This window comes from Serratia sp. LACPHL-BACT-2024-00286, assembly GCF_043109535.1.
GTDB lineage: Bacteria > Pseudomonadota > Gammaproteobacteria > Enterobacterales > Enterobacteriaceae > Serratia > Serratia sarumanii.
This window is the reverse complement of sequence record NZ_JBICNA010000007.1, coordinates 1-26,341: the sequence shown is the minus strand read 5'-3', so window position 1 is coordinate 26,341 and position 26,341 is coordinate 1. Positions and strand designations below refer to the sequence as shown.

24 protein-coding genes are annotated in these 26,341 nt (G+C 60.2%); 20 read left to right on the top strand and 4 right to left on the bottom strand.

Annotated features, from left to right (window positions below):
• The first annotated feature begins 16 nt into the window (after positions 1 to 16).
• Positions 17 to 2,305: a 5-methyltetrahydropteroyltriglutamate--homocysteine S-methyltransferase gene (gene metE, locus ACF8MC_RS19850; protein ID WP_080353490.1), complete on the top strand. Its 2,289-nt coding sequence runs from the start codon at positions 17 to 19 to the stop codon at positions 2,303 to 2,305.
• An 84-nt stretch (positions 2,306 to 2,389) separates the two neighbouring features.
• Here the strand turns inward: metE and ACF8MC_RS19845 are convergent, their stop codons facing one another.
• Entirely contained in the window at positions 2,390 to 3,217 is an 828-nt protein-coding gene (locus ACF8MC_RS19845) for a dienelactone hydrolase family protein (protein ID WP_033655132.1), read from the bottom strand.
• A gap of 488 nt (positions 3,218 to 3,705) precedes the next feature.
• Between ACF8MC_RS19845 and udp the strand changes: the two genes are divergently transcribed.
• From udp to hemB, 12 genes are all read left to right on the top strand, one after another.
• Positions 3,706 to 4,467 (top strand): uridine phosphorylase, encoded by a 762-nt coding sequence (gene udp / locus ACF8MC_RS19840; RefSeq protein WP_004934432.1) that lies wholly within the window; start codon positions 3,706 to 3,708, stop codon positions 4,465 to 4,467.
• A 130-nt stretch (positions 4,468 to 4,597) separates the two neighbouring features.
• Positions 4,598 to 5,380, top strand: coding sequence for a tyrosine-protein phosphatase (locus ACF8MC_RS19835; RefSeq protein ID WP_164105562.1), 783 nt, complete (start codon positions 4,598 to 4,600; stop codon positions 5,378 to 5,380).
• A gap of 79 nt (positions 5,381 to 5,459) precedes the next feature.
• Positions 5,460 to 5,990 carry a DedA family protein gene (locus ACF8MC_RS19830; protein ID WP_033649669.1) on the top strand — a complete coding sequence of 177 codons (531 nt, stop codon included), beginning with the start codon at positions 5,460 to 5,462 and terminating at the stop codon, positions 5,988 to 5,990.
• Between the two features lie 140 nt (positions 5,991 to 6,130).
• Positions 6,131 to 7,678, top strand: a complete 1,548-nt coding sequence (gene rmuC, locus ACF8MC_RS19825) for a DNA recombination protein RmuC (RefSeq protein WP_033655131.1) — start codon at positions 6,131 to 6,133, stop codon at positions 7,676 to 7,678.
• A gap of 78 nt (positions 7,679 to 7,756) precedes the next feature.
• On the top strand, positions 7,757 to 8,512 hold the full coding sequence (gene ubiE, locus ACF8MC_RS19820; RefSeq protein WP_025304918.1) for a bifunctional demethylmenaquinone methyltransferase/2-methoxy-6-polyprenyl-1,4-benzoquinol methylase UbiE: 756 nt from the start codon (positions 7,757 to 7,759) through the stop codon (positions 8,510 to 8,512).
• A gap of 13 nt (positions 8,513 to 8,525) precedes the next feature.
• On the top strand, positions 8,526 to 9,134 hold the full coding sequence (locus ACF8MC_RS19815) for an SCP2 domain-containing protein (RefSeq protein ID WP_033636702.1): 609 nt from the start codon (positions 8,526 to 8,528) through the stop codon (positions 9,132 to 9,134).
• On the top strand, positions 9,131 to 10,762 hold the full coding sequence (gene ubiB / locus ACF8MC_RS19810; RefSeq protein WP_033655130.1) for a ubiquinone biosynthesis regulatory protein kinase UbiB: 1,632 nt from the start codon (positions 9,131 to 9,133) through the stop codon (positions 10,760 to 10,762). The genes ACF8MC_RS19815 and ubiB overlap by 4 nt, the downstream gene beginning before the upstream one ends.
• An 80-nt stretch (positions 10,763 to 10,842) precedes the next feature.
• On the top strand, positions 10,843 to 11,106 hold the full coding sequence (gene tatA, locus ACF8MC_RS19805) for a Sec-independent protein translocase subunit TatA (RefSeq protein WP_033636704.1): 264 nt from the start codon (positions 10,843 to 10,845) through the stop codon (positions 11,104 to 11,106).
• Between the two features lie 3 nt (positions 11,107 to 11,109).
• A complete protein-coding gene (gene tatB / locus ACF8MC_RS19800) occupies positions 11,110 to 11,679 on the top strand; it encodes a Sec-independent protein translocase protein TatB (RefSeq protein ID WP_033649672.1) in 570 nt (189 codons plus the stop codon).
• A gap of 3 nt (positions 11,680 to 11,682) precedes the next feature.
• Entirely contained in the window at positions 11,683 to 12,453 is a 771-nt protein-coding gene (gene tatC / locus ACF8MC_RS19795; protein ID WP_033649673.1) for a Sec-independent protein translocase subunit TatC, read from the top strand.
• Between the two features lie 53 nt (positions 12,454 to 12,506).
• Positions 12,507 to 13,289 (top strand): 3'-5' ssDNA/RNA exonuclease TatD, encoded by a 783-nt coding sequence (gene tatD, locus ACF8MC_RS19790; RefSeq protein ID WP_033655127.1) that lies wholly within the window; start codon positions 12,507 to 12,509, stop codon positions 13,287 to 13,289.
• Between the two features lie 14 nt (positions 13,290 to 13,303).
• Positions 13,304 to 14,326, top strand: coding sequence for a porphobilinogen synthase (gene hemB / locus ACF8MC_RS19785; protein WP_033636707.1), 1,023 nt, complete (start codon positions 13,304 to 13,306; stop codon positions 14,324 to 14,326).
• Between the two features lie 45 nt (positions 14,327 to 14,371).
• Here hemB and rfaH read toward each other — a convergent pair whose 3' ends face one another.
• Positions 14,372 to 14,860 (bottom strand): transcription/translation regulatory transformer protein RfaH, encoded by a 489-nt coding sequence (gene rfaH / locus ACF8MC_RS19780; protein WP_004934466.1) that lies wholly within the window; start codon positions 14,858 to 14,860, stop codon positions 14,372 to 14,374.
• Between the two features lie 245 nt (positions 14,861 to 15,105).
• Between rfaH and pepE the strand changes: the two genes are divergently transcribed.
• The 3 genes from pepE to fre all read left to right on the top strand — a co-directional run bounded on the left by pepE (position 15,106) and on the right by fre (position 18,166).
• Positions 15,106 to 15,831: a dipeptidase PepE gene (pepE, locus tag ACF8MC_RS19775; protein WP_033636709.1), complete on the top strand. Its 726-nt coding sequence runs from the start codon at positions 15,106 to 15,108 to the stop codon at positions 15,829 to 15,831.
• 86 nt (positions 15,832 to 15,917) lie between these two features.
• Positions 15,918 to 17,414, top strand: coding sequence for a 4-hydroxy-3-polyprenylbenzoate decarboxylase (gene ubiD, locus ACF8MC_RS19770; RefSeq protein ID WP_025304926.1), 1,497 nt, complete (start codon positions 15,918 to 15,920; stop codon positions 17,412 to 17,414).
• Positions 17,415 to 17,464: 50 nt separating this feature from the next.
• On the top strand, positions 17,465 to 18,166 hold the full coding sequence (fre, locus tag ACF8MC_RS19765; RefSeq protein ID WP_004934474.1) for an NAD(P)H-flavin reductase: 702 nt from the start codon (positions 17,465 to 17,467) through the stop codon (positions 18,164 to 18,166).
• 172 nt (positions 18,167 to 18,338) lie between these two features.
• Here the strand turns inward: fre and fadA are convergent, their stop codons facing one another.
• Together fadA and fadB are read right to left on the bottom strand one after the other, a co-directional pair.
• Positions 18,339 to 19,502 carry an acetyl-CoA C-acyltransferase FadA gene (gene fadA / locus ACF8MC_RS19760; RefSeq protein ID WP_025304928.1) on the bottom strand — a complete coding sequence of 388 codons (1,164 nt, stop codon included), beginning with the start codon at positions 19,500 to 19,502 and terminating at the stop codon, positions 18,339 to 18,341.
• Between the two features lie 10 nt (positions 19,503 to 19,512).
• A complete protein-coding gene (gene fadB / locus ACF8MC_RS19755) occupies positions 19,513 to 21,702 on the bottom strand; it encodes a fatty acid oxidation complex subunit alpha FadB (protein WP_164105565.1) in 2,190 nt (729 codons plus the stop codon).
• Between the two features lie 430 nt (positions 21,703 to 22,132).
• Here fadB and pepQ point away from each other — a divergent pair, with 430 nt between their 5' ends.
• From pepQ to hemG, 4 genes are read left to right on the top strand one after another with little or no spacing between them, the layout of a single operon-like run.
• Positions 22,133 to 23,464 (top strand): Xaa-Pro dipeptidase, encoded by a 1,332-nt coding sequence (gene pepQ / locus ACF8MC_RS19750; protein WP_033649681.1) that lies wholly within the window; start codon positions 22,133 to 22,135, stop codon positions 23,462 to 23,464.
• A complete protein-coding gene (locus tag ACF8MC_RS19745) occupies positions 23,464 to 24,078 on the top strand; it encodes an IMPACT family protein (protein WP_164105568.1) in 615 nt (204 codons plus the stop codon). The genes pepQ and ACF8MC_RS19745 overlap by 1 nt, the downstream gene beginning before the upstream one ends.
• A gap of 35 nt (positions 24,079 to 24,113) precedes the next feature.
• Complete coding sequence (gene trkH / locus ACF8MC_RS19740) at positions 24,114 to 25,565, top strand: Trk system potassium transporter TrkH (protein WP_004934492.1); 1,452 nt, start codon at positions 24,114 to 24,116, stop codon at positions 25,563 to 25,565.
• Positions 25,566 to 25,586: 21 nt separating this feature from the next.
• Positions 25,587 to 26,120 (top strand): menaquinone-dependent protoporphyrinogen IX dehydrogenase, encoded by a 534-nt coding sequence (hemG, locus tag ACF8MC_RS19735; protein ID WP_033655124.1) that lies wholly within the window; start codon positions 25,587 to 25,589, stop codon positions 26,118 to 26,120.
• Positions 26,121 to 26,341: the final 221 nt, after the last annotated feature.

Below are 26,341 nucleotides of genomic sequence, written 5' to 3'. Positions count from 1 at the left end.
ACATCTGGACGGCTAAATGGGGAATATGACGATGGCAATTTTGAATCACACACTGGGTTTTCCTCGCGTTGGGCTACGACGTGAGCTGAAAAAAGCTCAGGAAAGCTACTGGGCCGGCAACTCAACGCAGGAAGAGCTGTTGGCGGTTGGCCGCGAGCTGCGCGCTCGTCATTGGCAACAGCAACAGCAGGCCGGGGTGGATTTGGTGCCGGTCGGCGATTTCGCCTGGTACGATCATGTGTTGACCACCAGCCTGCTGCTGGGCAACGTGCCGGCGCGCCATCAGAATGCGGATGGCACGATCGATCTGGACACGCTGTTTCGCATCGGCCGTGGCCGCGCACCGACCGGCGAGCCGGCGGCCGCGGCGGAAATGACCAAATGGTTCAACACCAACTATCACTACATGGTGCCCGAATTCCAGCAAGGCCAGCAGTTCAAGCTGGGCTGGACTCAGTTGCTGGACGAAGTGGACGAAGCGCTGGCGCTCGGCCATCGCATCAAGCCGGTGCTGCTGGGCCCGGTGACCTATCTGTGGCTGGGTAAGGTGAAGGGCGAGCCGTTCGACCGCCTGTCGCTGCTGAAAGACATCCTGCCGGTTTACCAACAGGTGCTGGCCGAGCTGGCGAAACGCGGCGTCGAGTGGGTGCAAATTGATGAGCCTGCGCTGGTGCTGGAACTGCCGCAAGCCTGGCTGGATGCGTTCAAACCGGCTTACGACGCGCTGCAGGGGCAGGTGAAGCTGCTGCTGACCACGTATTTCGACAGCGTCGGCCACAACCTCGATACCGTCCGCACGCTGCCGGTGCAGGGGCTGCATGTCGATCTGGTCGCCGGCCATGACGATATCGCCGCGCTGAGCGCCGCATTGCCGCAAGACTGGCTGCTGTCGCTGGGGGTAATCAACGGGCGCAACGTCTGGCGCGCCGATCTGAGCCGCTGGTTCGAACGTCTGCAGCCGCTGGTGGGCAGCCGTCCGCTGTGGATCGGCAGCTCCTGTTCACTGCTGCACAGCCCGATCGATCTGAGCGTGGAAAGCCGTCTGGACGAAGAAGTGAAAAGCTGGTTCGCCTTCGCCCTGCAAAAATGCGCCGAGCTGGCGCTGTTGAGCTCGGCGCTGAACGCGCCTGACGCGACGAAACGGGCCGAACTGGACGCCTACAGCGCGCCGATCCGCGCCCGCCGTCAGTCGAGCCGCGTGCACAACCCACAGGTCGAGCGCCGCCTGGCGGCGATCACCGCGCAGGACAGCGAACGCCACAGCGCTTACGCCGAACGCGCCAGGGCGCAGCGCGAACGTTTCAACCTGCCGGCCTGGCCGACCACCACCATCGGTTCGTTCCCGCAGACCACCGAGATCCGCGGCCTGCGTCTGGACTTCAAACAGGGCCGTTTGGACGGCAACAACTACCGCACCAGCATCGGTGAGCACATCAAACAGGCGATCGTCGAGCAGGAGCGCCTCGGGCTGGACGTGCTGGTGCACGGTGAAGCTGAGCGCAATGACATGGTGGAATATTTCGGCGAGAACCTCGACGGCTTCGTGTTTACCCAGAATGGCTGGGTGCAGAGCTACGGCTCCCGCTGCGTGAAGCCGCCGGTCATCATCGGTGACGTCAGCCGCCCGGAAGCCATCACCGTCGAATGGGCCAAATTCGCCCAGTCGCTGACCGACAAGCCGGTGAAAGGCATGTTGACCGGGCCGGTGACCATCCTGTGCTGGTCGTTCCCGCGTGAAGACGTGACCCGCGAAGTGATTGCCAAGCAGATTGCGCTGGCGCTGCGCGATGAGGTGGAAGATCTGGAAAAAGCCGGCATCGGCATCATCCAGATCGACGAACCCGCGCTGCGCGAAGGGCTGCCGCTGCGCCAATCCGACTGGGCGGCGTATCTGAACTGGGCGGTGGACGCCTTCAAACTGAACGCCGCCGTGGCGCGGGACGACACCCAGATCCACACCCACATGTGTTACTGCGAGTTCAACGACATCATGGACTCCATCGCCGCGCTGGACGCCGACGTGATCACCATCGAGACCTCGCGTTCCGATATGGATCTGCTGGAAGCCTTCAAAGAGTTCGAATACCCGAACGAAATCGGGCCGGGCGTCTACGATATCCACTCGCCGAACGTGCCGAGCGTGGAATGGATTGAAGCGCTGCTGCGTAAAGCGGCGCAGAACATCCCGGCGGAACGCCTGTGGGTTAACCCGGATTGCGGCCTGAAAACCCGCGGCTGGCCGGAAACCCGGCAGTCGCTGGCCAACATGGTATTGGCGGCACAGCGCCTGCGCGAGCAAGCGTGATGCCGTGCGGCGGATAAACCGCCGCTTATAGATTTACTAGTGTGATGATTGGGCGCTTCGGCGCCCTTTTTTATGCGAGGGAAATTATTTGACGCCGTGCTGGGCAAACCACGCCAGCATGCGCTGCCAGCCGTCCTCCGCCGCTTCGGCGTTGTAGCTGGGACGATAATCGGCGTTGAACGCATGCCCGACCTCGGGATACACCACGATTTCGGCCTCGGCGTTGGCGGCGCGGATCGCCTGACGCATGGTTTCCACCGTCTCCAGCGGGATGCCGCTGTCTTGCCCGCCATACAGCCCCAGCACCGGCGCCGACAGGTGGGTGGCGACATCGACCGGATGCTTCGGCGAGTTCAGCGTTTTCTCGCCGACCAGTTTGCCGTACCAGGCGACCGCCGCCTTCAACTGCGGGTTATGCGCCGCGTACAGCCAGGTGATGCGGCCGCCCCAGCAAAAACCGGTGATCGCCAGCTTGCCGGCGTCGCCGCCGTGGCGAATAGCCCAGTGCGCCGCGTGATCCAGATCCGACAGCACCTGACGATCCGGCACCTTGGTCACCAACTGCTGGAACAGCTCGCCGATATCGGTGTAGTCGTTGGCGTCGCCCTGGCGGAAATAGAGCTCGGGCGCGATCGCCAGATAGCCCTGCTTGGCCAGGCGGCGGCACAGATCCTGAATATGTTCATGGACGCCGAAGATTTCTTGCACCACCAGCACGATGGGGAAAGGGCCGCTCTGGTCGGCGGGTTTGGCGACGTAGGCCGGCAGCGCATCGCCTTGGGAAGGGATGGTCGTTTGCCCGGCGTGAATGCCCTGTTCGTCGGTGATAATCGCGGAGGCGGCCAATGGCGCGGCGGCCGGGGCGAATCCCCCCTGAGCCTGTTCTAATGTCATCACATGTTCGGTTTTCATTGCGGTCTCCGTGCAATAGAAAAAAGCGCTGAGATTAACTATAGGAAAGATTACCCATTATTGGCGCTGCGTGGCGCACTTTCGGACAAGTCGATAAAAAACGGCTAATTATCTGGCTTTGCGGCATTTTTAAGCGCTTTTTATCATGTTATTACGCGTTTTGCCCCGCGTAAGTGCCATAAGGTGCGTTAGAGGGCTTTTTTGTCCCTAAGCAACCGATAAGTTGGGGTTATTTCGGATTGATGAGCTAAATAGTTTCAGCCGGCAACCAACGGGCGAGGAGCAGCCGAGTTTGTCGGCTAGACTGAGATTTAGCGGCGCGTTCTGGATGCGTCATAGTTCTTTTTTTGTGATAAAAATCACAAAAAATATGTAGCATGTAATTTGTTTCTCTTTTCATAGTGATTGTCGTCACGAAATTAAGCGGCGATTTTCAGTAGAGTGCTTTTTTGTTCCTCCCAATAAACATGATCCATGAGGAGTCTCGTATGTCTCAGTCTGACGTTTTTCATCTCGGCCTCACCAAGAACGATTTACAAGGGGCCCAGCTTGCCATCGTGCCGGGCGATCCGCAGCGCGTAGAGAAGATTGCCAAGCTGATGGAAAATCCGGTGCATCTGGCCTCCCATCGTGAATTCACTACCTGGCGCGCGGAGCTGGACGGCAAGGCGGTGATCGTCTGCTCCACCGGTATCGGCGGCCCGTCTACCTCTATCGCGGTGGAAGAGCTGGCGCAGCTGGGCATTCGCACCTTCCTGCGCATCGGCACCACCGGCGCCATTCAGGCAAACATCAACGTCGGTGACGTACTGGTCACCACGGCGGCGGTACGCCTCGACGGCGCCAGCCTGCACTTCGCGCCGATGGAGTTCCCGGCGGTTGCGGACTTCGCCTGCACCACCGCGCTGGTGGAAGCGGCCAAGGCCAGCGGCGCCACCACGCACATCGGCGTGACCGCCTCTTCCGATACTTTCTATCCGGGCCAGGAGCGTTACGACACTTACTCCGGCCGTGTGGTCAGCCGCTTCAAAGGCTCGATGGAAGAGTGGCAGGCGATGGGCGTGATGAACTATGAAATGGAATCCGCCACGCTGCTGACCATGTGCGCCAGCCAGGGCCTGCGTGCCGGCATGGTGGCTGGGGTGATCGTCAACCGCACCCAGCAAGAGATCCCGAACGCCGAGACCATGAAAAACACCGAAAGCAAAGCGGTGCAGATCGTGGTGGACGCCGCCCGCCGCCTGCTGTAATCGCCTTTCCCCCAACGGGCCGCCGACGCGGCCCGTTTTTCCATTCGCGGCGAATCTGTTACGGTGATACTCCTCAGCGCTGCGCCGATGGCCGCCGCGCGTTGTCATAACAAAAACAACGAGGACGTTTATGACCGCCCAGATCCTGCTTCATCCTTCGCTCGCGCCGCTCGACGGCGGCATCAATTTCCGCGACTTCGGCGGCAACGGCGTGGCCGACGGGCGCCGCATCAAGCGCGGCCTGCTGTTCCGCTCCGGTTCCCTCGAGCGGCTGACGGAAAACGACTGTGCCTTTCTCGCCGGCGTGCCGGTGCGCTCGGTGCTGGACTACCGTGATGCCGACGAGGTGCAGGCCAAGCCGGATATTCTGTGGAGTGGCGCCGACTATCACCACGTGCCGGCCAACCCGCTGAGCAGCGAAGTCAACGCCAACCTGGAGAAGCTCACCAACGAGACGCTGGCCGCCTTCGACGCCCGCGCGTTCATGCTGGAGCTGTATCGCCGCCTGCCGTTCGGCAATGCGGCCTATCAGCGGCTGGCGCAGCTGTTGAGCAATCCTGGCGGCGGCGCCATCGTGCAGCACTGCGCGGTCGGCAAGGATCGCACCGGGGTCGGTTCGGCACTGGTGCTGTTCGCGCTGGGGGCCAACGAAGCGACGGTGCTGGAAGACTATCTGCTGACCGAAACCACGCTGGCCACTTTCCGCGAGCAGATGCTGGATCAGCTGTCTATCAAGCTGAATGCGGCGGCGCTGGAGCAATTCGCCTACGTGCTCAGCGCGCGCGAGGAGTTCCTGATGACGGCGTTGGGCTGCATCCGTCAGCAATACGGTTCCACCGACCGCTGGCTGGAAGCGGAATACGGCCTGGGCGCAGCCCAGCGCGAAGCGCTGCAGGCGTTCTACCTCGAGTAAATCGCCGCGCGTTTAGCCGGGGTTTAACTCGCCCCGGCCTATCCTAGGCGGCGAATTATCGCGTATCAGGAGCCCCGCATTGAGCCTCAATGACGTTATCAACTGGGTCAGCGACGTCGTGCGTCAGCACGAAGGCTGGGCCATTCCCATCATCTTCTTCCTGGCGTTCGGCGAGTCGCTGGCGTTTTTGTCACTGCTGCTGCCGGCCACGGTGATCCTGCTGGCGCTGGGCGCGCTGATCGGCGAAAGCGGCATCGCCTTTTGGCCGATTTGGGCCGCCGCCGCCGTCGGGGCTTTTTTCGGCGACTGGCTCTCTTACTGGATCGGCTATCACTATCAGGATCGCGTGGCCCATATGTGGCCGCTGTCGCGCAATCCGCAGCTGCTGGTGCGCGGCCACGCGTTCTTTGAACGCTGGGGCGTGCTGGGCATTTTCATCGGCCGCTTCTTCGGCCCGCTGCGCGCCGTGGTGCCGCTGGTGGGCGGCATTTGCGGTATGCCGCAGCGTTATTTCCAGTTAGCCAACGTCACGTCGGCGATGATCTGGGCGTTCGGCATTCTGGCGCCGGGGGCATTCGGCATCAAGTGGCTCAGCCAGTGGCTGGGCTGATTTCTCGCTAAATTGCGCAGCGCCGCGCAATATTGTGCTCGGCGGGCAAAATCAGGCTGGACATCCATACAGCCTCCCCTTAACGTGACGGGCAATGGGCGTGCGAAACGCCGGAACGGCAAGGTGCAACAGGAGGCAGGGTGGATACCAGTCTGATTTATGGGATTGGCGGTGTCGCGATCGGCATGCTGTTGGGGTGGCTGATCGCCAGTCTGCGGGTGCAGCAGGCGAATGCGCAACATGAAACCGAACTGCGGTTGCTGGAGCAAGCGTTGCAGCAGGCGCAGCAGGAAACGGCGGCGCGGCAAGAGGCTCTGCAGCGCCACGAGCAGCAGCTGCGGCAGAGCGAGCTGGAGCTACGCAACCTGCACAGCCAGTTGGCGGCCGGGCATGAAAAGCTGCAACAGCTCAACCATTGGCGCAACGAATGTGAACTGCTTAATCAGGAGCTGCGCGCCCAGCGCGAGGTCAACAGCGCGCAGGAGGCCGAGCTGCGCGAAGTCACCATCCGTCTGGAAGAGACGCGCATGGCGGCGGAAGAGAAGCAGCGCCTGCTTATCAACAGCGAACAGCGCCTCACCACCCAGTTTGAAAACCTCGCCAACCGCATTTTTGAACACAGCGGCCGCAAGGTGGACGAGCAAAATAAGCAAAGCTTGGATCGGTTGCTGCTGCCGCTGCGTGAACAGCTGGACGGTTTCCGCCGGCAGGTGCAGGACAGTTTTGGTCAGGAAGCGCGGGAGCGCCACACGCTGACGCACGAGATACGCAATCTGCAGCAGTTGAACGCGCAGATGGCGCGCGAAGCCATCAACCTCACCAAGGCGCTCAAAGGCGACAACAAGACGCAGGGCAACTGGGGCGAGGTGGTGCTGAGCCGGGTGCTGGAGGCTTCCGGCCTGCGCGAAGGGCACGAGTATGAAACGCAGGTCAACGTGCGGGTGGATCACCAGAGCCGCATGCAGCCCGATGTGATCGTACGCCTGCCGCAGGGCAAGGACGTGGTGATCGACGCCAAGATGTCGCTGATCGCCTACGAGCGCTATTTCAACGGTGAAGACGAGGTGGAGCGCGAAGCGGCGCTGAGCGAACATATCGCCTCGCTGCGCGGCCACATTCGCATGCTGGGCCGCAAGGACTATCAGCAACTGCCGGGGCTGCGCTCGTTGGACTATGTGCTGATGTTCATTCCGGTCGAGCCCGCCTTCCTGCTGGCTATCGATCGCGAACCGGAGCTGATCAGCGAAGCGCTCAAGCACAACATCATGCTGGTCAGCCCGACCACGTTGCTGGTGGCGCTGCGCACCATCACCAACCTGTGGCGCTATGAGCATCAAAGCCAGAACGCGCAGCGCATCGCCGATCGCGCGGCGAAACTGTATGACAAGATGCGGCTGTTCGTGGACGATATGTCCGCGCTGGGGCAGAGCCTGGACAAGGCGCAGGGCAGTTATCGTCAGGCGATGAACAAACTGAGCGAAGGCCGTGGTAATCTTATCGGCCAAATTGAAGGTTTCCGCGCGCTGGGGGTTGAGGTCAAACGGCCGATAAACCCGCTGCTGGCGCAGCAAGCCGGCGCGCAACACGATGAAGCGGAAGAGGCGAACGACGACGATGTCGCCGCGCTGCCGCAGACGAAAGACGATGACGATACCGCCGGGGAACCGGGCTTCGTTTCGCACGGCTGAGGCCGTGGCGAGGTGGGGTATTCTCCGAGCTTCTGGTACACTCATCCACACAAAATTGACTGAATAGCAGGCAGGACAATGGCAGATCAACCGCAGGAAACCACCGATTTCGGTTTTCGCACCGTCGCTAGAGACGAAAAACAGGCCATGGTGGCGGACGTTTTTCATTCGGTAGCGGCAAAGTATGACGTGATGAACGACCTGATGTCGTTCGGCATCCACCGTATCTGGAAGCGTTTCACCATTGACTGCAGCGGCGTGCGCCGCGGGCAGCGCGTGCTGGATCTGGCCGGCGGTACCGGCGACCTGGCCGCCAAGTTCTCCCGTATGGTCGGCGAACAGGGGCAGGTGGTGCTGGCGGACATCAACGATTCGATGCTGAAGATGGGGCGCGAGAAACTGCGCGATCGCGGCATCGTCGGCAACATCAATTACGTGCAGGCCAACGCCGAAGCGCTGCCGTTCCCGGACAACTACTTCGATTGCATCACCATCTCCTTCGGCCTGCGCAATGTCACCGACAAAGACAAAGCGCTGCGCTCGATGTTCCGCGTGCTCAAGCCGGGCGGCCGCCTGCTGGTGCTGGAGTTCTCCAAGCCGCTGCTGGCGCCGCTGAGCAAGGCTTACGATGCCTACTCCTTTCACGTGCTGCCGAAGATCGGCGAGCTGGTGGTGAAAGATCCGGACAGCTACCGCTACCTGGCGGAATCGATCCGCATGCACCCCGATCAGGAAACCCTGAAGGGCATGATGGGCAACGCCGGTTTTGAGAACGTCACCTATTTCAACCTGACCGGTGGGATTGTCGCCCTGCATCGCGGCTTCAAGTTCTGAGAGGGAGATGCCGATGCTGTTTACCCCTCTGCTGACCGCTGCGCTGGAAACCTCGCTGAATAATCTGCTGTTTCGCGATCGCAGCATGAAAGCCGCTCGCCAACGCCTGGCGGGCAAGGTGCTGCGCATCGAACTGGAAGAGCTGGCTTCGCCGCTGGTGCTGGTGTTCAGCGAACTGCGCGTGGACGTGCTGGGGCAGTCCGAAGACAGCGCCGATTGCACGGTGCGCAGCCGTATTCCCGTCTTACTGAAGCTGCGCGATCGCCAGCAGTTGCCGGTGCTGATGCGCAGCGGCGAATTGACGGTGGAAGGCGATATTCAGGTGGTGCAACAGCTGGTTGGCCTGCTCGATCTGGCGGAGTGGGACCCGGCGGAGTGGCTGGCGCCTTACATCGGCGATATCGCCGCCCAGGGCATTACGCAGGCGCTGGGAAAAGGCGCCTCGCTGCTGAAAGCCGGCTTTATGCGCCGGCAGCAGGACATGGCGGAGACGTTGACGGAAGAGTGGCGCCTGGCGCCGGGGCCACTGGAAGTGGTGTGGTTCAACGAAGAAGTTGATGCTCTCGCCCGCAGCGCGGAAGCGCTGTTTGCCCGCATGGACAAGTTGGAGGGCAAGCGATGACCCCAGGCGAACTGCGCCGTTTGTATTTTATCGTCCGCGTTTTTCTCAGCTATGGGCTGGACGAACTGATCCCTAAAATGCGTTTGACGCTGCCGCTGCGCTTTGGCCGCCGTCTGCTGTTCTGGATGCCGAATCGGCACAAGGACAAGCCGCTGGGCGAACGTCTGCGGCTGGCGCTGCAGGAGCTGGGGCCGGTATGGATCAAGTTCGGCCAGATGATGTCGACCCGTCGCGATCTGTTTCCGCCGCACATTGCCGATCAGCTGACGTTGCTGCAGGATCGGGTGGCGCCTTTCGACGGCGCGCTGGCGCGTAAACATATCGAGCTGGCGATGGGTGGCCCACTGGAAACCTGGTTCGACGATTTCGATCAGCAGCCGTTGGCCTCTGCCTCGATCGCGCAGGTGCATACCGCGCGGTTGAAAACCACCGGCCAGGAAGTGGTGCTGAAGGTGATCCGGCCGGATATCGGGCCGATCATCAAGGCCGACGTGCGGCTGATGTACCGGTTGGCCGGCTGGGTGCCGAAGCTGTTGCCGGACGGCCGCCGTCTGCGCCCGCGTGAAGTGGTGCGCGAGTACGAGAAAACCCTGCTGGACGAATTGAACCTGCTGCGCGAAGCGGCCAACGCCATTCAGCTGCGCCGCAATTTCGACGGCAGCCCAATGCTGTACGTACCGGAAGTTTATTCCGACTACTGCCGTGAAAGCGTATTGGTGATGGAACGCATCTACGGCATTCCGGTCTCGGACATCGCCACGCTTGAACGGCAGGGCACCAACATGAAACTGTTGGCGGAACGCGGCGTCCAGGTGTTCTTTACCCAGGTATTCCGCGACAGCTTCTTCCATGCGGACATGCATCCCGGTAATATTTTCGTCAGCTACGAACATCCTGAAGATCCTTGCTATATCGGCATCGACTGCGGCATCGTCGGCTCGCTGAACAAGGATGACAAGCGCTATCTGGCGGAAAACTTCATCGCCTTCTTCAACCGCGATTACCGCAAGGTGGCGGAACTGCACGTCGACTCCGGTTGGGTGCCGCGCGACACCAACGTGGAAGACTTCGAATTCGCCATTCGCACCGTGTGCGAGCCGATTTTCGAGAAGCCGCTGGCGGAAATTTCCTTCGGCAACGTGCTGCTGAACCTGTTCAACACTGCGCGCCGCTTCAATATGGAAGTGCAGCCGCAGCTGGTGTTATTGCAGAAGACCTTGCTGTATGTTGAAGGGCTGGGGCGCCAGCTCTACCCGCAGCTGGATCTGTGGACTACCGCCAAGCCGTTCCTCGAGAGCTGGCTGCGCGATCAGGTCGGCATTCCTGCCGTGGTGCGCGCGCTGAAAGAGAAAGCGCCGTTCTGGGCGGAGAAGCTGCCCGAACTGCCCGAGCTGTTTTACGACAGCCTGCAGCAGCATAAACTGTTGCAACAAAGCGTTGATAAGCTGACCAACCAAATGCAGGCTCAGCGGGTTCGTCAGGGGCAGTCACGTTATTTGTTCGGCGTTGGCGCTACACTGTTAGTAAGCGGTACGCTGTTGCTGCTGGGGCAAATCGAGGTGTTTCCCGCCTGGATGATGGCCGCCGGCATCGTATGCTGGGTGATTGGCTGGAAGCGAACCACCTGATTTAATTCGTTACTCTGGTAAGGCCGAGCCTATAATGCGGGCTGGCTTTAAAAGACCCTTTAAAATTAGAGGTAATTGAAATGGGCGGTATTAGTATTACGCAATTGTTGATCATCGCAGTGATCGTGGTGCTGCTGTTCGGCACCAAAAAACTGCGCACGCTGGGCTCCGATCTCGGCGCCTCGATCAAGGGCTTCAAAAAGGCGATCGGCGACGATACGCCGTCGAACCCCAACACGGCTGAAAAAAGCAGCCTGGATGACGCTGACTTCGCGGCCAAGCCTATTACCGATAAGCAGCCGGAAGTGAAACCGGAAGAGTCGAAGAACAAAGAGCAGGTATAAACCGTGTTTGACATTGGGTTTAGTGAGCTGCTGCTGGTGCTGGTGATCGGCCTGATTGTTCTGGGGCCGGAACGGTTGCCGGTCGCGGTCAGAACGGTGTCGGGCTGGATCCGCGCGCTGCGCTCGCTGGCGGCCTCGGTGCAGCACGAACTGTCTCAGGAACTGAAGCTGCAGGAGCTGCAGGACAGCCTGAAAAAAGCCGAACAGGCCGGCCTGCAGAACCTGACGCCGGAACTGAAGGCATCGATGGATGAGCTGAAAGACGCGGCGGAATCATTGAAACGCACCTACCGGGGCGAGACAGAAGAGCTGGCGAACACCATTCATAACCCGCAGGCCATCGATCCGGAAGCCTTGCACGACGGCGTGACGCCGGCGGAAGCGGCAACCCGCGCCAGCGCGCCCGCTGCCGTGCCAAAACCGGCAGCGGAGCCTGAGGCCGTTGCGGCTGCATCCCCGGCTGCGCCCGTGGCGGCGCAACCGGCCAAAGCACCGGTGGAAACCGCGCCGGCACCTGTCGAACCTGTTGCGGATAAAACCCCAGCGTCTCACCAACCTAGTGGCGATCGTTAATACATGGCTGTTGAAGATACCCAACCCCTTATCAGTCATCTGATAGAGCTGCGCAAGCGGCTGTTGAACTCGATTATTTGCGTGCTGGCGGTGTTCGTGGTGCTGGTGTTTTTCGCCAACGACATCTACCAGCTGGTTTCTGCACCGCTGCTCAAGCAACTGCCGGCCGGGGCGAGCATGATCGCCACCGACGTGGCGTCACCGTTCTTTACGCCGATCAAGCTGACCATGATCGTCTCGGTGTTCGTCTCCGCGCCGATGATTCTGTATCAGGTGTGGGCATTCATCGCGCCGGCGCTGTACAAGCATGAACGCCGCCTGATGATGCCGCTGCTGGTGTCCAGCAGCCTGCTGTTCTACCTCGGCATGGCCTTCGCCTACTTCATCGTGTTCCCGCTGGCCTTCGGCTTCTTTGCCAAGACCGCGCCGATGGGGGTGACCATTGCGACCGACATTAAAAACTACCTCGATTTCGTCATGGCGCTGTTTATGGCGTTCGGCGTCGCCTTCGAAGTGCCGGTCGCCATCATTCTGCTGTGCTGGAGTGGCGTCACCTCGCCGGAAGATCTGAAGAAGAAACGGCCGTATGTATTGGTCGGCGCGTTTGTGGTCGGCATGCTGTTGACGCCGCCGGACGTGTTCTCGCAAACCCTGTTGGCAATACCGATGTATCTGCTGTTTGAAGTGGGGGTATTCTTCGCTCGCTTCTATACCGGCAAGCGTCGTCCGCAAGCGGAAGAAGAAGACGAGGGTGACGAACCCCCAGCCTCATGATCCACATTGATTGCTAAGCCGCCCACTGGGCGGCTTTTGCTTTGGAAAAAACCATGTTTGATATCGGCGTTAATCTCACCAGCAGCCAATTCGCCAAAGATCGCCAGGCGGTGGTGGAACGCGCCCGCGCCGCGGGCGTGACGGGGATGTTGATTACCGGCACCGATCTGGCGGAGAGCCGCGAGGCCGCCGAATTGGCGCGGCAACATGCGGGCTACTGTTGGTCTACCGCCGGCGTGCATCCGCACTACGCCAGCGGCTGGGATGAACACACCGCCGAGCAGATTTATGCGTTGGCCGCGCGCCCTGAAGTGGCGGCGATCGGCGAATGCGGCCTGGATTTCAACCGCAATTTCTCGACGCCCGCGCAGCAGGAAGCGGCGTTCACCGCGCAGCTGGCGCTGGCGGCGGAGTTGGCGCTGCCGGTGTTTCTTCATTGCCGCGACGCACACGCACGTTTTGCCGAGCTACTGACGCCGTGGTTGGATAAACTGCCCGCGGCCGTGGTGCACTGCTTCACCGGCACCGCCGAAGAATTAACTAGCTGCCTGTCGCTGGGCCTGTCGATCGGGATTACCGGTTGGGTCTGCGACGAGCGGCGCGGCCTGGAATTGCGCGCCCTGTTGCCGCAGATCCCGGCCGAGCGTCTGCTGCTGGAAACTGACGCCCCTTATCTGTTGCCCCGGGATTTACAGCCTAAACCCGCATCTCGCCGCAACGAACCCTGTTTCCTGCCCCATATCGTGCATCAGGTCGCCGTCTGGCGACAGGAAGAGCCGCAATGGCTGGGGCAAAAAACCGATGAGAACGCCCGCCGGCTATTCCGGCTGGTTTGAGCTAGGAGAAAACTATGAGCTATGCATTTCCGGGCACCTTCCCTGGTCGCCGTATGCGCCGCGTGCGCCGTCATGACTTCAGCCGCCGCCTGGTGGCCGAGAACCAACTGACGGTCAACGACCTGATTTATCCGGTGTTTGTCATGGAAGGCAGCAACCGTCAGGAAGAAGTGGCCTCGATGCCGGGCGTATCGCGCATGACGATCGATCTGCTGGTCAAGGAAGCGGAAACTATCGCCAAACTCGGCGTGCCGGTGATCTCCCTGTTCCCGGTGATTGAGCCAGGTCTGAAATCGCTGCATGCGGAAGAAGCCTATAACCCGGAAGGGCTGGTGCAGCGCACGGTGCGCGCGCTGAAAGACGCGGTGCCTGAGCTGGGCATTCTGACTGACGTAGCGCTCGATCCCTACACCACGCACGGGCAGGATGGGGTAATCGATGAGCAGGGTTATGTGATTAACGATGTGACCAAAGACATCCTGGTGCGTCAGGCGCTTTCCCATGCCGAAGCGGGCGCGGAAATCGTGGCGCCGAGTGACATGATGGACGGCCGCATCGGGGCGATCCGCGATCGTCTGGAATTGCAGGGTCTGGTGAATACCCAGATTATGGCCTACTCCGCCAAGTATGCTTCCTGTTACTACGGCCCGTTCCGCGATGCGTTGGGTTCCAGCGGCAATCTGAAGGGTGGCAACAAGAAGACCTATCAGATGGATCCGGCCAACAGCGATGAAGCGCTGCAGGAGATTGCACAGGATCTGCAGGAAGGCGCGGATATGGTGATGGTGAAACCGGGCATGCCGTACCTCGACGTTGTGCGCCGCGTGAAGGATACCTTCGGCGTGCCAACCTTCGCTTATCAGGTGTCCGGCGAGTACGCCATGCATATGGCGGCGATTCAGAACGGCTGGCTGCAGGAGCAGCCTGCGGTGATGGAGTCGTTGATGTGCTTCAAACGCGCCGGCGCCGACGGCGTGCTGACCTACTTCGCCAAGCGTGTCGCCCAGTGGCTGCACGACGACGCGATGCGTCGCTAGGCGTGAAATGAGCCAACAAAAAGGCGCCTGAGGGCGCCTTTTGCATTACATCTTCTGGAACTGTCGGTTGTCGATGCTTTGGCTGACCTGTTTGTTGATCAGGTTCAGCAACAGCATCGAGCGGGCCTCGCCGTCCGGCTCGGTGTAGATCGCCTGCAGCCCTTCGAACACGCCGTCGACGATCAGGACGGTATCCCCCGGCTGCGGGGTTTCCGGATCGACATAGGTTTCGCTGGCGTGCGTGCGCAGCTCATCGATCACCTTGCTCGGGATGACGCTCGGCAGCGCGCCGAAGCGCACGAAGTGGCTGACGCCGCGGGTGGCGCTGATGGTGGTGGTGTGAATGCGCTCCGGGTCGAACTCCACAAACAGATAGTTGGGAAACAGGGGTTCGCTGACCGCGATACGCTTGCCGCGCACGATCTTTTCCAGCGTGATGATCGGGCTGAGGCAGTTTACCTGCTGCCGTTCCAGATGTTCCTGCGCCCGCAACAGCTGACCGCGTTTGCAATAAAGTAGATACCAGGATTCCATAATTTCACATGCCTTTCTGCCAGCCGGTAAGCATATCAAAAGCGCTTCCGGATACATAGTGATGCAAGTTTCAGCGTGTAACATCACCTATCTCTATGAATATGCGGCTATTAGCGAGGGGTCACACACTTATCGATACGGCGCTGGTATAACAGAGGGCTAAAAATTTGTTACCGTCACAGTATGGCAAGGCGTTGCGCCACCGGCTGTGACGCTATTCATCGTTTTTGACCGAGGGAAGATAAATGGAGCTGTTTCTGTTGAGCAACGGCAAGCTGTCTGGCGAAGCCGAGCTGCTGGGGTATGCCAAAAGCCAACTGCTGGCGATGATTGCGCGTCGCGGCATCAAATCCGCCGTTTTTATCCCTTATGCGCTGATCCGTTACGACTACGACCAGCGTGCGCAGGAGCTGGCGCAAACGCTGGGCATCGAAGTCACCAGTATCCACCACGCCGCTTCGCCGGCGGCGGCGATCGCGCAGGCGGAGTGCATTTTGGTCAGCGGCGGCAATACCTGGTTGCTGAACCAAATGCTGCACGAACAAGGCCTGATCGTGCCCATCCAGCGCGCGGTGCGCGAGCGTGAAGTGCCTTACGTCGGCTGGAGCGCCGGTTGCAACGTGGCCACGCCGAGCATTCGCACCACCAATGATATGCCGGTGCGCTGCAGCGTGGTGCTGCCGGCGCTGGGGCTGTTCCCGGTGCAAATCAACCCGCATTACATCGACGCGCATATCAGCGGCCACATGGGCGAAACCCGTGACGAGCGCCTGGCGGAGTTCTGCGCGATCAACCCAAGTGAATCGGTGGTGGCGTTGCGTGAAGGCAGCCTGCTGCACGTTGAAGGCAACGAGCTGCGTTACTTCAGCGCCAACGGGCAGGGCTTCAAGGTGTTCCGCCACGGCGAGGAGACGCGCGAATATCAGGATACGCGTGCGCTGGCTGCGCTGGTGCCGTTCAACTGCGGCTGAGGGCCACCCGATGGCGGGCGGCGTTAACAAAATTGCAGCAACAACCGTGAAGAGGGCTTATAATGCCCTCCCCACTGGCCGTTATAATGATCAGCATGAAATACCGTGACTTACGCGATTTCCTCTCGTTGCTGGAGAAGAGAGGGGAACTAAAACGCATCAGCCAGCCGATCGATCCTTACCTGGAAATGACGGAGATTGCCGATCGCACCCTGCGGGCGGGCGGCCCGGCATTGCTGTTTGAAAACCCGAAAGGCTACGACATGCCGGTGCTGTGCAACCTGTTCGGCACCGCCAATCGCGTAGCGATGGGCATGGGGCAGGAAGACATCAGCGCGCTGCGCGAAGTCGGCAAACTGCTGGCGTTCCTCAAAGAGCCGGAGCCGCCGAAAGGCTTCCGCGATCTGTTCGACAAAATGCCGAAGTTCAAGCAGGTGCTGAACATGCCGACCAAGGTGCTGGGATCCGCGCCTTGTCAGGAGCAGGTATGGCAGGGCGAGGACGTCGATCTGGGCCGTATTCCGGTGATGCACTGCTGGCCGGAAGACGCCGCGCCGCTGATCACCTGGGGGCTGACGGTGACCCGCGGCCCGCATAAGGAACGGCAAAATCTCGGCATCTATCGCCAGCAGGTGCTGGGCAAGAATAAAGTGATCATGCGCTGGCTGTCGCATCGCGGCGGCGCGCTGGATTATCAGGAGTGGTGCCAGGCGCACCCCGGCGAGCGTTTCCCGGTTGCGGTGGCGCTGGGCGCCGATCCCGCCACCATCCTCGGCGCGGTGACGCCGGTGCCGGATACCCTGTCTGAATACGCTTTTGCCGGGCTGCTGCGCGGCAATAAAACCGAAGTGGTCAAGTGCCTTTCCAACGATCTGGAAGTGCCCGCCAGCGCCGAAATCGTGCTGGAAGGCTATATCGAGCCGGGTGAAATGGCGCCGGAAGGCCCCTACGGCGACCACACCGGTTACTACAATGAAATCGACCAGTTCCCGGTGTTCACCGTCACCCACATCACCCAGCGCCGCAACGCGATCTACCACTCGACCTACACCGGCCGGCCGCCGGATGAGCCGGCGATCCTGGGCGTGGCGCTGAATGAAGTGTTCGTGCCGATCCTGCAAAAGCAGTTCCCGGAAATCGTCGATTTCTATCTGCCGCCGGAAGGGTGCTCGTACCGCCTGGCGGTAGTGACCATGAAGAAACAGTACGCCGGCCACGCTAAACGCGTGATGATGGGTGTCTGGTCGTTCCTGCGGCAGTTTATGTACACCAAATTTGTTATCGTCTGCGATGACGACGTCAATGCGCGCGACTGGAACGACGTAATTTGGGCGATCACCACACGAATGGATCCGGCAAGGGATACCGTTCTGGTGGAGAATACGCCGATCGACTATCTGGACTTCGCCTCACCGGTTTCCGGCCTGGGTTCGAAGATGGGGCTGGACGCCACCAATAAATGGCCGGGTGAAACCGATCGCGAATGGGGCCGTCCGATTCAGATGGATGAAAAGGTACGTGCGCGCGTCGACGAAATCTGGGATGAGCTCGCAATCTTCAGTGACAGGGAACCGACGCTGTAGCGTCAGGCCCTGTTCTCAGCTTTGCATTGATGACCCGACAGAGGGAACGCATGACAATATTGAGCTGTAAAGTGACCTCGGTAGAGGCCATTACCGATACGGTTTATCGGGTACGTCTGGTGCCCGAGCAGCCGTTTTCTTTCAAGGCAGGGCAATATCTGATGGTGGTGATGGACGAGCGCGACAAGCGCCCGTTCTCGCTGGCATCAACCCCGACGCAGCAAGATTACATCGAGCTGCACATCGGCGCTTCGGAGCTGAATCTGTACGCCATGGCGGTGATGGATCGCATCCTGAAAGAGCAGGCGATCACCGTCGACGTGCCGCACGGCGACGCTTGGTTGCGGGAAGAGGGCAGCCGTCCGCTGGTGCTGATTGCCGGCGGCACCGGTTTCTCTTATGCGCGTTCAATCCTGTTGACCGCGTTGGAGCAGCAGCCCGATCGCGATATTTCTATCTACTGGGGCGGGCGTGAGCTGAAGCACCTGTACGATCTGAGCGAGCTGGAAGCGCTGTCGTTGCAGCATCCGAATCTGAAGGTGATCCCGGTGGTCGAGCAGCCGGAAGCCGAATGGCGCGGCCGCAGCGGCACCGTGCTCAGCGCGGTGCTGCAGGATTTCGGCACACTGGCGGAGCACGACATCTATATCGCCGGGCGTTTCGAGATGGCGAAAATCGCCCGTGAGCGTTTCTGCGCCGAGCGCGGCGCGCTGGAAGCGCATATGTTCGGTGACGCGTTTTCGTTTATCTGACCGATGCGATGCGCAGTGAACGGGGTGGCCGAGGGTCGCCCCGTTTTTATTTGGGCGCCGGCAAACGTCAGGCATAAAAAACCCGCCCCTGACAGGCGGGAAGAACGGCAACTAAACTTGGCGGGATGCCGCGATTTGAAGTGGTGACGCGGTCATCCCAAGATAGACACAGCTAAACGCGTTCAAAGACGGTGGCGATGCCCTGGCCCAGGCCGATGCACATGGTCGCCAGGCCGAACTGCGCGTCGCGACGTTCCATGTTGTTCAACAGGGTGGTCGAGATGCGGGAGCCTGAACACCCCAGCGGGTGGCCGAGCGCGATGGCGCCGCCGTTCAGGTTGATCTTGTCGTCGATGCTGTCCATCAGCCCCAGATCCTTGATGCATGGCAGCGACTGGGCGGCGAACGCTTCGTTCAGCTCGAACAGATCGATGTCCTGCACGCTCAGGCCGGCGCGTTTCAGCGCCAGCTTGCTGGCCGGCACCGGGCCGTAACCCATGATGGAAGGATCGCAGCCGACGACCGCCATCGAGCGGATGCGGGCGCGGGCCTTCAAACCGAGCGCTTTGGCACGTGATTCGCTCATCAGCAGCATGGCGGAAGCGCCGTCCGACAGGGCGGAAGAACTGCCGGCGGTGACGGTGCCGTTGACCGGATCGAACGCCGGGCGCAGGGCCGACAGACTTTCGACGGTGGTTTCCGGGCGAATGACTTCATCGAAATCGTAACGGGTCAGCACGCCATCGGCGTCGTGACCGTTGGTCGGTATGATCTCGTTTTTGAAGTAACCAGCCAGCGTCGCCGCATGCGCGCGCTGGTGGGAGCGGGCGGCGAACTCATCCTGCATCTGGCGGCTGATGTTGTGCATCTTGGCCAGCATTTCGGCGGTCAGCCCCATCATCCCGGCGGCTTTGGCCACGCTGCGGCTCAGCCCCGGATGGAAATCCACGCCGTGGTTCATCGGCACATGGCCCATGTGTTCCACGCCGCCGATCAGGCTGACGTGTGCGTCGCCAACCATGATGGCGCGCGCCGCGTCGTGCAGCGCCTGCATCGAAGAGCCGCACAGGCGATTGACGGTCACCGCCGGCACGCGGTGCGGGATCTCGGCCAGCAGCGCGGCGTTGCGGGCGATGTTGAAGCCTTGTTCCAGCGTCTGCTGTACGCAGCCCCAGTAAATATCATCGATCTCGGCGGCGTCCAGCGCCGGGTTGCGGCTCAGCACTTCACGCATCAGGTGAGCGGAGAGATCTTCGGCGCGCACCTGGCGGAAGGCGCCGCCCTTGGAGCGGCCCATCGGCGTGCGTACGGCATCAACAATAACTACGTTTTCCATCTTTATGACCTCATGCCGGTTGGCGGGTAGCGACGTCGGACAGCGGTGTCGCCACCGGGTAGTAGCTTTCATTGCGTTCGGCCTTGGCGCGCAGACCGGCCGGCACCTGATACAGGGCGCCGAGGTGTGCGTAACGCTGGGCCAGCTCAACGTAGTTGGCGGTGCCGAGCGTATCCAGGTAGCGGAACGCGCCGCCGTGGAACGGAGGGAAGCCAATGCCGTAGACCAACGCCATATCGGCTTCCGCCGGGCTGGCGACGATCTTCTCTTCCAGGCAGCGAACCACTTCGTTGATCATCGGGATCATCATGCGCGCGATGATTTCTTCGTCGCTGATGGTCTGGCGCGGTTGGCTCACTTCGGCCAGCAGCGCATCGGTCTGCTCGTCGTTGTCCTTGCGCGGCTTGCCTTTGCTGTCCTGGCTATAGCGGTAGAAGCCCTGCTGATTTTTTTGACCGAAGCGCTGGTTGTCGAACATCACGTCAATGGCGTCGCGGTAGTCTTTGCTCATGCGATCCGGGAAGCCGGCGGCCATTACCGCCTGCGCATGATGCGCGGTGTCGATGCCCACGACGTCGAGCAGGTAGGCCGGGCCCATTGGCCAGCCGAACTGTTTTTCCATCACTTTATCGATCTGACGGAAGTCGGCGCCGTCGCGCAGCAGCAGGCTGAAGCCGGCGAAATACGGGAACAGCACGCGGTTGACGAAGAAGCCCGGGCAGTCGTTCACCACGATCGGCGTTTTGCCCATGCGGCTGGCGTAGGCCACCACCTTGGCGATGGTGTCATCGCTGGTCTGTTCGCCGCGGATGATTTCAACCAGTGGCATGCGGTGTACCGGGTTAAAGAAGTGCATGCCGCAGAAGTTTTGCGGGCGCTTCAGCGATTTTGCCAGGTGATTAATCGGAATGGTCGAGGTGTTCGACGCCAGCACGGTGTCCTCACCGATCAGGGTTTCCACTTCCGACAGCACGGCGGCTTTGACTTTCGGGTTCTCGACGACCGCTTCGACGATCACCTGCGCGCGTTCGATACCGGCGTAGTCCAGCGTCGGCTGAATGGTCGACAGCACCTGTGCCATTTTCAGGCCATCCAGCTTGCCGCGTTCCAGTTGCTTATTGAGTAGCTTGGCCGCTTCGCTCATGCCCAGCGTCAGCGACTTGTCGCTGATGTCTTTCATGATCACCGGCACGCCTTTCAGCGCCGATTGGTAAGCGATGCCGCCGCCCATGATGCCGGCGCCCAGCACCGCCGCCTGTTTCGGCGCATCCACATTCTTGGCCAGCTTTTTCGCCTGGCCCTTCACGAACTGATCGTTGAGGAAGATGCCGACCAGCGCGCGCGCTTCGTTGGAACGCGCCAACGGCACGAAGCTGGCGGTTTCCAGTTTCAGCGCTTCATCACGGCCCAGCTTGGCGGCGGCTTCAATGGTCTTCACCGCGGTCATCGGCGCCGGGTAATGTTTACCGGCGGTCTGCAGCACCATGCCTTTGGCGGTGGTGAAGCTCATCGCCGCTTCAATCGGGCTGAGTTTCAGCGGCTCCAGCTTAGGTTGACGCGCGGCGCGCCAGTCCAGCTTGCCGTCGATCGCCTGTTGCAGCATTTTCAGCGCCGCTTCGGCCAGTTTTTCCGGTGCCACCACCGCATCCACCAGGCCGACTTTCAGTGCCTCTTTGGCGCTGACGTCTTTGCCGGCGGCGATGATTTCCAGCGCGCTGTCGTTACCCAGCAGGCGCGGCAGGCGGACGGAACCGCCGAAGCCCGGCATGATGCCCAATTTGGTTTCCGGCAGGCCAATGCGCGCGTCCGGTGAGGCGACGCGGAAATCGGTCGCCAGAATGCATTCGCAACCGCCGCCGAGCGCATAGCCGTTAATGGCCGAAATGGTCGGCACCGGTAAATCTTCCAGCCGGTTAAAGACGTTGTTGGCGAACACCAGCCACTCTTGCAGCTTTTCAGCCGGTGCGGCGAACAGAGAAAGGAATTCGGTGATATCGGCGCCGACGATAAACGCGGCTTTGGAGGAACGCAGCAGCAGCCCTTTCAGCTCAGGCTGGTTTTCCAGCACGGTGAGCGCTTCGCCCAGGCTGGCTACGGTGCGGGTGTCCAGCTTGTTGACCGAGCCCGGTGCGTTGAACACCAGCTCGGCGATGCCGTTATCGAGCCAGTGCAGTTGTAATGTTTCGCCTTGGTAGAGCATGTCTATCTCCTGAATCAGCGTATGATCTGGTATGACCAGATGATGAGGAGTGTGGTTTTTATGTTAAAAATATGCAAATGAGAGATTGCATATTTGCTGGTCGGATCACATCTCACCAAGTTAGCGTTTTGATTTAAAACGAAGTTATATTTTATGTGCTATCGGCATTTGCTGGCGGTTGTCGGTCTTCATACACTTGCCAGCGGCGATTTAGCATTCAGACGAGGTAAGGCATGACTAAGGCGGCTGGCGTCATGGCGACGACGATGCGGGGCTGACGATGGCACTCGGCTGGCTAAGGTTAAACTGCGGATGTAACGGCATTTGCCGGGAATTGCGAGCTGCTCCGCATGCCCAACGCGATGAGGTTGGTGCGCCGGAGCGCTGTGTTAAGATGACTTCTTTCGTGCTAAGGCATAAGGGTAATGTGATGGAAACGCTGGCTTCTTTGTATAACGACCACCTGGCAGAGCTGCAAAAACGCGCGCGCGAAGTGCTGGAGCGCAACAAGTTGGATGCGCTGCTGATTCACTCCGGTGAACTGCAAAAGGTATTTTTGGACGACCATAGCTATCCGTTCAAAGTGAACGCGCATTTCAAAGCCTGGGTGCCGGTGACGTCGGTACCGAACTGCTGGTTGTGGATTGATGGCGTCAACAAGCCGAAGCTGTGGTTCTACTCCCCGGTCGACTACTGGCACAGTGTAGAGCCGCTGCCGGACAGTTTCTGGACCAAATCCCTTGAATTGATGCCGCTGGCCAACGCCGACGCTATCGCCCAGCAGCTTCCGCCGCAGCGCGAGCGCGTGGGCTATATCGGTTATGCGCAACAGCGCGCCCGCGATCTCGGCATCCCTTCGGAGAACATCAACCCGAAAGCGGTGTTGAACTACCTGGATTTCCATCGTTCGATCAAAACCGGCTACGAGCTGGCCTGCATGCGCGAAGCGCAGAAGACGGCGGTAACCGGCCATCGTGCGGCGCATGAAGCCTTCCTCTCCGGCATGAGCGAGTTCGACATCAATCTGGCCTACCTCACGGCGACAGGCCACCGCGATACCGACGTGCCTTACGACAACATCGTGGCGCTGAACGAACACGCTTCGGTACTGCACTACACCAAGCTGGATCATCAGCCGCCGGCCGAATCCCTGAGTTTCCTGATCGACGCCGGCGCGGAATACAACGGCTACGCCGCCGATCTGACCCGCACCTACGCGGCGCAAAGCGGCAGCGAATTCGCCCATCTGGTGAAAGATCTCAACGGTGAACAGCTGGCGCTGATCGACACCATCAAAACCGGCGTGCGCTATACCGACTACCATGTGCAGATGCACCAGCGCATCGCCAAGCTGCTCAAGAATCACAAACTGGTGAACGGCCTCAGCGAAGAGGCGATGGTTGAAACGGGCATCACTACGCCGTTCCTGCCGCACGGGCTGGGCCACCCGCTGGGCCTGCAGGTGCACGACGCCGCCGGCTTTATGCAGGACGAGCAAGGCACCCATCTGGCGGCGCCGGCCAAGTATCCGTTCCTGCGTTGTACCCGCGTGTTGCAGCCGGGCATGGTATTGACCATCGAGCCGGGTCTGTACTTCATCGAGTCTCTGTTGGCGCCGTGGCGCAGCGGTGAGTTCAAGCAGCACTTCGCCTGGGATCGCATCGATGCGCTGAAGCCGTATGGCGGCATCCGCATCGAAGACAACATCGTGATCCACGAAAAGCGCATCGAGAACATGACGCGCGATCTGAACCTGGCCTGATGCGGCCGTATCCGATACCGGCGGAAGCAACCTGCTTTACCGAAGAAATAAAGAAGAGCCGTTTTATCACCCTGCTGGCGCCGACCAGCGGGGTAGAAGCGGCAAAGACGTTTATTCAGCAGGTGCGGGATGAACACCCGGCGGCACGGCACCATTGTTGGGCCTTCGTCGCCGGCAGCCCCGATGACTCGCAGCAGTTGGGATTCTCCGACGACGGAGAGCCGTCGGGTACCGCCGGCAAACCGATCCTCGCGCAGCTCATGGGCAGCGGTATCGGGGAAGTGACCGCCGTGGTCGTTCGTTACTACGGCGGCGTCAAGTTGGGCACCGGCGGATTGGTGAAAGCCTATGGCAACGGTGTTCAACAGGCGTTGAAGCAGCTGGCGTTGGCTCAAAAGGTGCCGGAAGTCGAATATATCTTGCAGTGCGACTATGCGCAGTTGGCGTTGGTGGAGAACTTGCTGCAGCAAACCGCAGGTCGGATCCTGCAGGGTGAATACGGCGCCGCCGTCGTGCTGCATCTGGCGTTGCCGGCCACGGAGGTCGAGCTGTTTGGGAATAAATTGCGTGATCTCAGTCGCGGTAATTTGCAATTAACCCCCATTTCGCAATAATTCCTCCCAATTGAATTGCTAAGGATCGTGCTGAAATGCATTTTCGCGCCATAACCCGTATCGTTGGTCTGCTGGTCATCCTGTTCTCCGGGACGATGTTTATTCCTGGCTTGGTGGCATTGATTTACCGCGATGGGGCGGGGCGCGCGTTCAGCCAAACCTTCTTCGTGGCGCTGACCATCGGTCTGATGCTGTGGTGGCCGAACCGCAAACAGAAACACGAGCTGAAACCCCGCGAAGGCTTCCTGATCGTCGTGCTGTTCTGGACCGTGCTGGGCAGCGTGGGGGCATTGCCGTTCCTGTTTTCTGAACGGCCCAACTTGTCGCTGACCGACGCCTTCTTTGAATCCTTCTCGGGGCTGACGACCACCGGTGCGACGACGCTGGTGGGACTGGATTCGCTGCCGAAGGCCATTCTGTTCTATCGCCAAATGCTGCAATGGATGGGCGGCATGGGGATCATCGTGTTGGCGGTGGCGATACTGCCGATACTCGGCGTCGGCGGCATGCAGCTGTATCGGGCGGAAATGCCCGGGCCGCTGAAAGATAACAAGATGCGCCCGCGCATCGCCGAAACAGCCAAAACCCTGTGGCTAATCTATGTGTTGCTGACCGTAGCCTGTGCGCTGGCGCTCTGGGGAGCAGGAATGTCGGTGTTCGATGCCATCGGCCACAGTTTCTCGACCATCGCCATCGGCGGCTTTTCTACCCACGACGCCAGTATCGGTTATTACGCCAGTCCGACCATCAACACCATCATCGCCGTGTTCCTGCTGATTTCCGGCTGTAACTACGGCCTGCACTTCGCTTTGCTCAGCGGCCGCAGTCTGAAGGTATATGGGCGCGATCCTGAATTCCGCATGTTCATCTTCGTCCAGCTGACGCTGGTGGTGGTGTGCACGTTGGTGCTCTGGGGACATGGCGTCTATAAGAGCGGTATGGAAACGCTCAATCAGGCGTTCTTCCAGGTGGTATCGATGGCGACCACGGCCGGTTTTACGACCGACAGCATCGCCAAGTGGCCGCTGTTCCTGCCGATGCTGTTGTTGTGTTCGGCATTCATCGGCGGCTGCGCCGGCTCGACCGGCGGCGGCCTGAAGGTGATCCGTATTCTGCTGTTGTACCTGCAGGGCTCGCGCGAGTTGAAAAGGCTGGTGCACCCTAACGCGGTCTATACCATCAAATTGGGCAACCGCGCGCTGCCGGAACGCATTCTGGAGGCGGTGTGGGGATTTTTCTCCGCCTATGCGCTGGTGTTTATCGTCAGCATGCTGGCGATCATTGCTACCGGCGTTGATGATTTCTCCGCGTTTGCCGCAGTGACGGCAACGCTGAATAACCTCGGCCCCGGCCTGGGCGTAGTGGCGGATAACTTCACCACGATGCCGGCGGCGGCCAAGTGGATCCTGGTGGTGACGATGCTGTTCGGGCGCCTGGAAGTGTTTACATTGCTGGTGCTGTTCACGCCAACCTTCTGGCGTGAGTGAGCCTGATATAAGGAGTACGCCATGAAGGCATTGATACTTTATTCGAGCCGTGACGGGCAAACACGTGCTATCGCTTCTTATATAGCAAGCAAATTGCAGGATACGCTGCGCTGTGAGGTGATCGATCTGCTGCAGGCGGAACAGGTCGACCTTAATCAGTATCAGTTGGTGATGATCGGTGCTTCTATCCGTTACGGGCACTTTAACCCGGCGCTGGATAAATTCGTCAAACGTCATGCCGAGCAGCTGAATCGAATGCCGAGCGCGTTCTTTGCCGTGAACCTGACGGCGCGCAAACCGGAAAAGCGCTCGCCGCAAACCAACGCTTATACCCGCAAGTTTCTGCTGACCTCGCCGTGGCAGCCAAAACAGTGCGCGGTGTTTGCCGGCGCATTGCGTTATCCGCGCTATCGCTGGTTCGACCGCATCATGATTCAATTTATTATGCGTATGACGGGTGGTGAAACGGATACCAGTAAGGAAGTGGAGTACACCGATTGGCAGCAGGTCGATCGTTTCGCCCAGGAATTTAGCCAGATCCCGTACGAAAAGTGACAAAAACGCGGGTTTTGCCAGCGTTTTGCCGAAAAAATCCGCGCTTGAAAAGTTTTTTGCATTTAGGGGTTGCGGCCTGCCGAGAACTCCCTATAATGCGCCTCCACTGACCGGGAACAACGACTGACAAGCCGCCGGGTCAGCGAGAAGACAGCGAAATAAACGCTTGACTCTCCGGGCTAAAAGCGTAATATACGCAGCCCGCGCCGATGAGTTTCTCG